The 6,339-nt window shown below is 72.1% G+C and carries 8 protein-coding genes; 6 read left to right on the top strand and 2 right to left on the bottom strand.

The annotated features are described in order from the left end of the window. On the bottom strand, positions 1-219 hold a 219-nt coding region (locus A612_RS14795; RefSeq protein ID WP_338131815.1), incomplete at its 3' end, for an SGNH/GDSL hydrolase family protein. A gap of 81 nt (positions 220-300) precedes the next feature. Here A612_RS14795 and A612_RS14790 point away from each other — a divergent pair. Beyond that, complete coding sequence (locus tag A612_RS14790; protein WP_019375221.1) at positions 301-1,002, top strand: ABC transporter ATP-binding protein; 702 nt, start codon at positions 301-303, stop codon at positions 1,000-1,002. Positions 1,003-1,024: 22 nt separating this feature from the next. Here the strand turns inward: A612_RS14790 and sstT are convergent, their stop codons facing one another. Further along, positions 1,025-2,251, bottom strand: a complete 1,227-nt coding sequence (sstT, locus tag A612_RS14785) for a serine/threonine transporter SstT (RefSeq protein ID WP_019375220.1) — start codon at positions 2,249-2,251, stop codon at positions 1,025-1,027. A gap of 149 nt (positions 2,252-2,400) precedes the next feature. Here sstT and rlmB point away from each other — a divergent pair, with 149 nt between their 5' ends. The 5 genes from rlmB to A612_RS14760 form a co-directional block, all read left to right on the top strand. Continuing rightward, a complete protein-coding gene (rlmB, locus tag A612_RS14780; protein ID WP_019375219.1) occupies positions 2,401-3,159 on the top strand; it encodes a 23S rRNA (guanosine(2251)-2'-O)-methyltransferase RlmB in 759 nt (252 codons plus the stop codon). Next, a complete protein-coding gene (locus A612_RS14775) occupies positions 3,156-3,950 on the top strand; it encodes an SIR2 family NAD-dependent protein deacylase (protein WP_019375218.1) in 795 nt (264 codons plus the stop codon). Before rlmB ends, A612_RS14775 begins: the two co-directional genes overlap by 4 nt. Continuing rightward, positions 3,947-4,792, top strand: coding sequence for a fumarylacetoacetate hydrolase family protein (locus A612_RS14770; protein ID WP_019375217.1), 846 nt, complete (start codon positions 3,947-3,949; stop codon positions 4,790-4,792). The genes A612_RS14775 and A612_RS14770 overlap by 4 nt, the downstream gene beginning before the upstream one ends. Next, on the top strand, positions 4,792-5,130 hold the full coding sequence (locus A612_RS14765; protein WP_040437121.1) for an SMR family transporter: 339 nt from the start codon (positions 4,792-4,794) through the stop codon (positions 5,128-5,130). Before A612_RS14770 ends, A612_RS14765 begins: the two co-directional genes overlap by 1 nt. 182 nt (positions 5,131-5,312) lie before the next feature. Beyond that, a partial coding sequence (locus tag A612_RS14760; protein ID WP_019375215.1) for an NnrS family protein occupies positions 5,313-6,339 on the top strand: 1,027 nt, incomplete at its 3' end.

Raw genomic sequence — 6,339 nt, 5'->3', positions numbered from 1 at the left:
CCGCGCCAGCCCGCCGGCGGTGGTGTCGCCGCTGACGCTGGCGTTGACCACGCGCGCCGCCACGCCCTTGCCGGCCAGGCGCCGCTCCAGCAGCGCCACCCAGCCGGAGCCGCGCGCGATCCCGTATTCCGCGCTGAGGGAATCGCCCACGACCAGGATGACGGGCGGTGCGCTGCGTGCCGCAGCCGCCCATGCCGCGCCGGGCAGGGCAGCCGCCATCGCCGCTGCGCCCACCACCGCGATACAGTCGCGCCGAACCCACCCTTTTCCTCGCCTGCCCGTCACTGGAATCCTCCCTGCATGCCGACGCCTTCCGCCACCGTGCCAGCAACCCCCATCATCGCGGTGGAGCACCTGTACAAGTCCGTCACCGATTCGGGGGGAACCCTCGACATTCTGCAGGACATCCATTTCACGCTGGCGGCGCGCGAGACGCTGGCCATCGTCGGCGCCTCGGGCTCGGGCAAGAGCACGCTGCTGTCGCTGATCGCCGGGCTCGATATGCCCACGCGCGGCACGGTGCGGCTCGCGGGCGAGGATCTCTTTGCGCTCGACGAGGACGCACGCGCCGCGCTGCGTGCTCGCCGCGTGGGTTTCGTCTTCCAGAGCTTCCAGCTCCTGCCCAGCCTCACGGCGCTGGAGAACGTGATGCTGCCACTGGAGTTGGCCGGACTGCGCGATGCGCGCGGGCGCGCCACCGACATGCTCGGGCGCGTCGGCCTGGCCGGGCGCCTGTCGCACTATCCGAAGCTGCTGTCCGGCGGCGAGCAGCAGCGCGTCGCGCTGGCGCGCGCCTTCGTGGTGCAGCCGGCGGTGCTGCTGGCGGACGAGCCCACCGGCAGCCTGGACCACGCCACCGGCGCAGCCGTGATGGACCTGATGTTTGCCCTGAACCGTGAGCAGGGAACGACCCTGGTGCTGGTCACGCACGATCCGGCGATCGCCGCGCGCTGCGGGCGGCGCATCACCATCGAGGCCGGCCGCATCGCGGCCATGGCGTGAGCGCAGCCCGCCGGCCGTGGCTTCAGGCGGCTGCCGACCGGCGCTCCTGCGCCATGCTGGCAGCGGCGGTGAACAGGACGTCGGTCGACGAGTTCAGCGCGGTCTCGGCGGAGTCCTGCACGATGCCGATCACGAAGCCGACCGCCACCACCTGCATGGCGACGTCGTTGCCGATGCCGAACAGGCTGCAGGCCAGTGGGATGAGCAACAGCGAGCCGCCCGCCACCCCCGAGGCGCCACTCGCGCACACCGAGGCGACCACGCACAGCAGCAGCGCGCTCAGCGGCTCCACCTGGATGCCCAGCGTGTGCGCCGCGGCCAGCGTCAGCACGCTGATGGTGATGGCCGCGCCTGCCATGTTGATGGTGGCGCCCAGCGGGATGGCGATGCCGTAGGTTTCCTCCTTGAGGCCCAGGCGCTGGGCCAGTGCCAGGTTGATCGGGATGTTGGCAGCCGAGCTGCGCGTGAAGAAGGCCGTCACGCCGCTCTCGCGCAGGCAGGTGAATACCAGCGGATAGGGGTTGCGGCGGATCGCACCGAAGACGATCAGCGGGTTCACCACCAGCGCGACGAACAGCATGCAGCCGACCAGCACGGCGAGCAGGTGGGCGTAGCCCCACAGCGCCTGCGTGCCGGCTTCGGCGAAGGTGCTGGCCACCAGGCCCAGGATGCCCAGCGGCGCCAGGCGGATCACGCCCTGGATGATGGTCGTGATGGCCTGCGCCCCGTCGCGCAGCACGGCGCGCGTGCTGCCGGAAGCGTGGCGCAGCGCCAGGCCGAGCGCGACTGCCCAGGTGAGGATGCCGATGTAGTTGGCCTGCAGCAGCGCGTTCACCGGGTTGTCCACCACGCTGCGCGCGACGTTCAGCAGCACCTCGCTCACCGCGCCGGGCGGGGCGATGTCCGCCTGCGGGGCGGCCTGCAGCGTCAGGGTGCTGGGCCACCAGAGGCTGGCTGTCACGCCGACCACCGCGGCGCAGAGGGTGCCGATGGCATAGAGCAGCAGGATCGGCCGGATGCCGGTGGCCTCGCCCGGCGTGTGGTGGCTGATGGCGTCCATGACCAGCACCAGCACCAGCACCGGCGCGACCGCCTTGAGGGCGGAGATGAACAGCGTGCCGAGGAAGGCGACATAGGGCGTGACGCCGGGGGCGAGGAAGGCCAGCAGGACGCCGGCCACCAGCGCGATGGCGATCTGGGCGACGAGGCTGGTGCGCCGGGCCCAGCGCAGCAGGGGGGAGAGCAGCATGGTGGAGCGGGAGGGAGGGGGGTGCCGGGCGCGGCGGCCGCCGGGACGTACGGAGGGTGAAGAGGCTGTCAACCGGGGAAAACGCGCGATTTTAGCGGCCGGGGTGGCGACGGCGACGGCAGTGAGGTCGCCGGCCGGATAATCCGCGCATGTCTTCCCCCAAGATCCTGTTCGGCTTCCACGCCGTGGGCGTGCGCCTGAAGACCGCGCCCCAGTCCATCATCGAGGTCTACCACGACGCTTCCCGGCGCGATGCGCGCATGCGCCAGTTCCTGGAGCGCGCGCGCGAGGCGGGCGTGCGGCTGATCGAGGCCGACGGCGTGCGCCTGGCGCGGCTCGCGGGCAGCGCCGGCCACCAGGGCGTGGCGGCGCGCGTGCAGGCGCTGGCGCAGACGCACTCGCTCGACGAGCGGCTCGATGCGCTGGAAGCCGAGGAGGGGGCGGCGCCGCCACTGCTGCTGGTGCTCGATGGCGTCACCGATCCGCACAACCTGGGCGCCTGCCTGCGGGTGGCGGATGGCGCCGGAGCGCAGGCGGTGATCGCCCCCAAGGACCACGCCGCCGGCATCAACGCCACCGTCGCCAAGGTCGCCAGCGGAGCGGCCGAGACCGTGCCGTACTTCATGGTCACGAACCTGGCTCGCACGCTCGGGGAGCTCAAGGAGCGCGGCATCTGGGTCATCGGCACCAGCGATGACGCGCAGCAGACGCTCTACGACGTCGACCTGAAGGGGCCGGTGGCGCTGGTGCTGGGCGCCGAGGGGACGGGCATGCGCCAACTGACGCGCAAGTCCTGCGACCAGCTGGTGCGCATCCCGATGCGCGGGGCGGTGGAGAGCCTGAACGTGTCGGTGGCCAGCGCCGTGTGCCTGTACGAGGCACTGCGCCAGCGGGGGGCGACGGCATGAACGGGACCGAGACCGAGACCGGGCGCAGCGCGTCGCTGCAGGCGGAGCGGCGCGTGCGCGACTGGGTGCGGGAAGCGTCGCGCATCGCCGTGCTGACGGGCGCCGGCATGAGCGCGGAGTCGGGCGTGCCGACCTTCCGGGACGCCCAGACCGGCCACTGGGCGAAGTTCGATCCGCAGGAAATGGCGAGCGAGCGGGGTTTCCGCGCCGCGCCGCAGCGGGTCTGGGACTGGTATGCGCACCGGCGCGCGATGCTCGAGGGCGTCGAGCCGAACGCGGGCCACCGGGCGCTGGCGGCCTTCGAGCGCGCATGGCCGGGGAGGATGACGGTGATCACGCAGAACGTGGACGGGCTGCACCGCCAGGCGGGCAGCACGGCAGCGCTGTGCCTGCATGGCGAGCTGTCGCTCGACCGCTGGCTGGAGCCGCCGCGCACATGCTGCGACCTGGCGGCGGCCGAGCCGGGCAGCCCGCCGCGCTGTCGCGGCTGCGGCAACCTGGTGCGCCCGGGCGTCGTATGGTTCGGCGAGCAGCTGCCGGGCGAGGTGCTGGAGGCGGCCGAGCAGGCGGCGCGGGCCTGCGAGCTGATGCTCGTGGTGGGCACCGCCGGCGCGGTCTATCCGGCGGCCGGGCTGGCCCACCTCGCACGCCAGGCCGGCGCCCGCGTGGTGGTCGTCAACCCGGCCCCGACCGAACTCGACGGGGTGGCGCACGTGGTGCTGCGTGGCACGGCGGCGGGGCTGCTGCCGCGCCTGCTCGATGTTTCCCGTGAAGAAGGAGCCAACCCATGAAGCTGGTACGCTTTGGTCCCGCGGGCGCGGAGCGCGCCGGCATCGTCGATCCCGATGGCCAGGTGCGCGACGTGTCCATGCTGGTGCCGGACATCGGCCCGGCCCAGCTGGCGCCGCGCACGCTTGCGGCGCTGGCGGCCATCGACGCGCGGCGCCTGCCAGCCGTGGACGGGCAGGCGCGGCTGGGCTGCCCGGTGGCCGGGGTGGGCAAGATCGTGTGCGTCGGCCTCAACTATGCCGACCACGCGCGCGAGGCCGGGCTGTCGCCGCCCGCCGAGCCGGTGCTGTTCATGAAGGCGCCCAGTGCCCTGTGCGGCCCGCACGACGCGGTGCGCATTCCCCCCGGCGCGGTCAAGACCGACTGGGAGGTGGAGCTGGGCATCGTCATCGGCACGCGCATGCAGTCCGTGCCGCCCGGGCAGGCGCTGGCCCACGTGGCGGGCTACGTGCTGGCCAACGACGTGTCCGAGCGCAGCTACCAGATGGAGCGCGGCGGCCAGTGGGACAAGGGCAAGGGCTGCGACACCTTCGCGCCGCTCGGCCCCTGGCTGGTCACGCCGGACGAGCTGGGCGACCCGCACGCCCTCGGCCTGTGGCTGGAGGTGAACGGCGAGCGCATGCAGGACGGCAACACCCGTGACTTCATCTTCCCGGTGCCGGACGTGCTCTCCTACATCAGCCGGTTCATGACCCTGGAGCCGGGCGACGTGGTCCTCACGGGCACTCCGGCCGGCGTCGGGCTGGGGCAGAGGCCCGAGCCGCGCTTCCTGCGCCCGGGCGACGTGATGCGTCTGGGCGCGACCGGCCTGGGCGAGCAGCGGCTGGTCTGCGTGGGCGGGTGATGCCGGCGTCGCCAATGCTCCTGCTGGGCGTCGCCATCGCTGCCGAAGTGGTGGCGACGACGGCGCTCAAGGCGTCGCAGGGCTTCACCCGCCTGGCGCCCAGCCTGCTCGCACTGGCAGGCTACGGGATCGCGTTCTTCTGCCTGGCGCGCGTCATGAACCACATGAGCACCGGGGTGGTGTACGCCATCTGGTCGGGCCTGGGCATCTTCCTGATCGCCATCGCAGGCTGGTTGCTCTACGGCCAGCGCCTTGACCTGCCGGCGCTGGTCGGGATGGGGTTGATCATTGCCGGGGTGCTGGTGATCCAGCTGCTGTCGCGCACCGCCAGCCACTGACAATTGATTTCGATCAAGAAGCCGGCCGGCGGCCCGGCAAGGTGGTTCCTTGGGCTTTAAGATTCATATAGAATGAATGTATTGATGATTCACTTCTGCCTGCCTTCGCGGCAGCGCCACGAGCAATGAACCAGCCCTTGCCTTGTCCTTCCCGCCCGGCGCCGGCCCAGGCCGCGCCCGCTTTGCTCGGATGGCCGGTGCTGCGCCTGGGCTTTCGGCCGTTCTACATCGGCGCGGCCCTGCTGGCTTGCCTGTCACTGCCGCTGTGGATGGGCATGTTTGTCGGCCATGTGCCCTTTGCGCCCAGCCTTCCGCCGATGCTGTGGCACGCGCACGAGATGCTGTTCGGCTTCGCCGCCGCGGTGATCGTGGGCTTCCTGCTGACGGCCGTGAAGGCCTGGACGGGGCTGCCGACGCCGCGCGGGGCGCCCCTGGGCGCGCTGGTGCTGCTGTGGCTTGCCGCCCGGCTGGCGGCCTTCGGCGCACCCTATGCCGTCTACGCGCTGCTCGACGTGCTGTTGCTGCCGGCCGTGGGCGTGGTCCTGCTGCGGGTGCTGGTGGCGGCGCGCAACAAGCGCAATGTGCCGCTGATCGGGCTCCTGCTGGTGATGACCGCGGCGAATGCCGCCTTCCACCTGTCGGTGATGGGGGCACTCGACGGGGCAGTGGCGCTTTCGGCGCTGCATGCCGAGCTGGGCCTGGTGATCATGGTCGTGTGCGTGATCGCGGGGCGGGTGGTTCCGCTGTTCACGAAGAACGTGACGCCCGGGCTGGTGCTGAACATCCCGCGCCGCTTCGAGCTGTCGCTGCTGGCGGTGACGGGGGCAGCCTTCGTGCTCTGGGTGTGTGGCGCACCTGCATGGGCCACGGGGGTGGCGGCGGGCGCCGCGGCGCTGCTCAACGGCGCGCGCCTGGCGCTGTGGAAGCCCTGGGTCACGCTGCGCCGCCCGATCCTGTGGATCCTGCACCTGTCCTATGCCTGGCTGCCGATCGGTCTGGCGCTGCTGGCGCTGGCGCAGCTGGGGATCGTGGCGCCTTCCCTGGCGGTCCATGCGCTCGGCGTGGGCGTCATCGGCGGGCTGATCATCGGCATGGTGACGCGCACCGCGCGGGGCCATACCGGCCGGCCGCTGGTGGCCTCGCGCGCCGAGGTGCTCGCCTACGCGATGGTGCTGGCGGCGGCCCTGCTGCGCGTGGCGGTTCCGGCCG

This window comes from Melaminivora alkalimesophila, from assembly GCF_000282995.1.
GTDB lineage: Bacteria > Pseudomonadota > Gammaproteobacteria > Burkholderiales > Burkholderiaceae_C > Melaminivora > Melaminivora alkalimesophila.
The sequence above is the reverse complement of the archived record's forward strand: the minus strand, read 5'-3'. Positions and strand labels throughout refer to the sequence as shown.

Coding starts and splice junctions, on each gene's coding strand:
- A612_RS14765 (WP_040437121.1), top strand. CDS start 4,792: ATGCCGGCGTCGCCAATGCTCCTGCTGGGCGTCGCCATCGCTGCCGAA.
- A612_RS14790 (WP_019375221.1), top strand. CDS start 301: ATGCCGACGCCTTCCGCCACCGTGCCAGCAACCCCCATCATCGCGGTG.
- rlmB (WP_019375219.1), top strand. CDS start 2,401: ATGTCTTCCCCCAAGATCCTGTTCGGCTTCCACGCCGTGGGCGTGCGC.
- A612_RS14770 (WP_019375217.1), top strand. CDS start 3,947: ATGAAGCTGGTACGCTTTGGTCCCGCGGGCGCGGAGCGCGCCGGCATC.
- sstT (WP_019375220.1), bottom strand. CDS start 2,251: ATGCTGCTCTCCCCCCTGCTGCGCTGGGCCCGGCGCACCAGCCTCGTC.
- A612_RS14775 (WP_019375218.1), top strand. CDS start 3,156: ATGAACGGGACCGAGACCGAGACCGGGCGCAGCGCGTCGCTGCAGGCG.